The sequence below is a fragment of the Deltaproteobacteria bacterium genome, assembly GCA_021159305.1.
Classification (GTDB): domain Bacteria; phylum Campylobacterota_A; class Desulfurellia; order JAGGSF01; family JAGGSF01; genus JAGGSF01.
In genome coordinates this window covers 1-1,186 of record JAGGSB010000074.1, presented here as the reverse complement: position 1 = coordinate 1,186, position 1,186 = coordinate 1, and the positions used below count along the sequence as shown (strand labels likewise).

1 protein-coding gene is annotated in these 1,186 nt (G+C 37.0%); it reads left to right on the top strand.

Features of this window, described 5'->3' with window-relative positions; translation table 11 throughout:
- Positions 1-1,076, top strand: a 1,076-nt coding sequence (locus tag J7J10_04510) for a transposase family protein (GenBank protein MCD6130192.1), incomplete at its 5' end; no start/stop codon positions are given.
- Positions 1,077-1,186 lie beyond the last annotated feature (110 nt).

Genomic DNA, 1,186 nt, shown 5'->3' with positions numbered 1-1,186 from the left:
AAAAAGGTTTAATAAAGAAGTACATAGAGAAGGTAACCGGATATTCCCGGCCTCAGGTGACCAGAAAAATAAAGGAGTATAAAGAAAGCGGACGAGTAAGATTAAAAGAATACAAGAGAAATAAATTTGAGAGGAAATACACCAATAAAGACATTCTACTGCTTGTCAAAACAGCAGAATTACATGATTATCCCAATGGAGCTGCCCTAAAGAAGATCTTAGAGCGAATGGCCAATAAATATGGGGAAGAAGAATACCGGAATTTATCGAACATTTCAGTATCCCATATCTACAATCTGAAGAAGACCGTCTTCTATCGGCGTAGTGTCCCCTTTTACCAGGAAACCAAGAAGACTAAAGCAAGAGCCATAGGAGAGAGGTGTAAACCAGAACCGGGAGGAAAGCCGGGATATTTAAGGGTAGATACGGTGCATCAGGGGGATAAAAATGGAGAAAAAGGGGTCTATCATATAAATACAGTTGATGAGGTAGTTCAATGGGAGGTAGTGGGAGCAGTGGAAAAGATCACCGATTGCCATCTCATCCCTTTACTTCAAAAGATAATAAGTAGTTATCCTTACCGGATCATAAATTTTCATGCCGACAATGGTTCAGAATATATAAATAGAAAAGTGGCGGAGATGTTAAATAAACTATTTGTAAAACTGACCAAAAGCAGACCCCGGCATAGCAATGATAATGCCCTTGCGGAAACGAAAAACGGCTGGGTGTTAAGGAAATGGATGGGATATACTCATATAGGGCAAAAACATGCTAAAGGGATAAATGATTTCTATTTTGACTGTTTTAATGAGTATTTGAATTTTCACCGTCCCTGTGCCTTTCCTATTGAAGTAAAGGATAAAAAAGGAAAGATAAAGAAGAAATACAGATATCAGGATTATATGACTCCCTATGAGAAATTAAGGAGTATACCTGGTGCCCGGGTATATCTAAAAGAAAGTATAACCTTTGAAATGTTAGATAAAAAAGCAAGAAGATATACCGATAATGAGATGGCTAAAAAAGTACAGTTGGAAAGGGATAAATTATTTGATAAAATATTAGCAGCATGACTCTTTATTTCAGGCTCATCTTGCATTGGATAAGACTGCATCTTGACAAATAAGTTCTATAGTGATATCTTATTTAAGGCAATTAGCACTCTCCCTATGAGAGTGCTAAA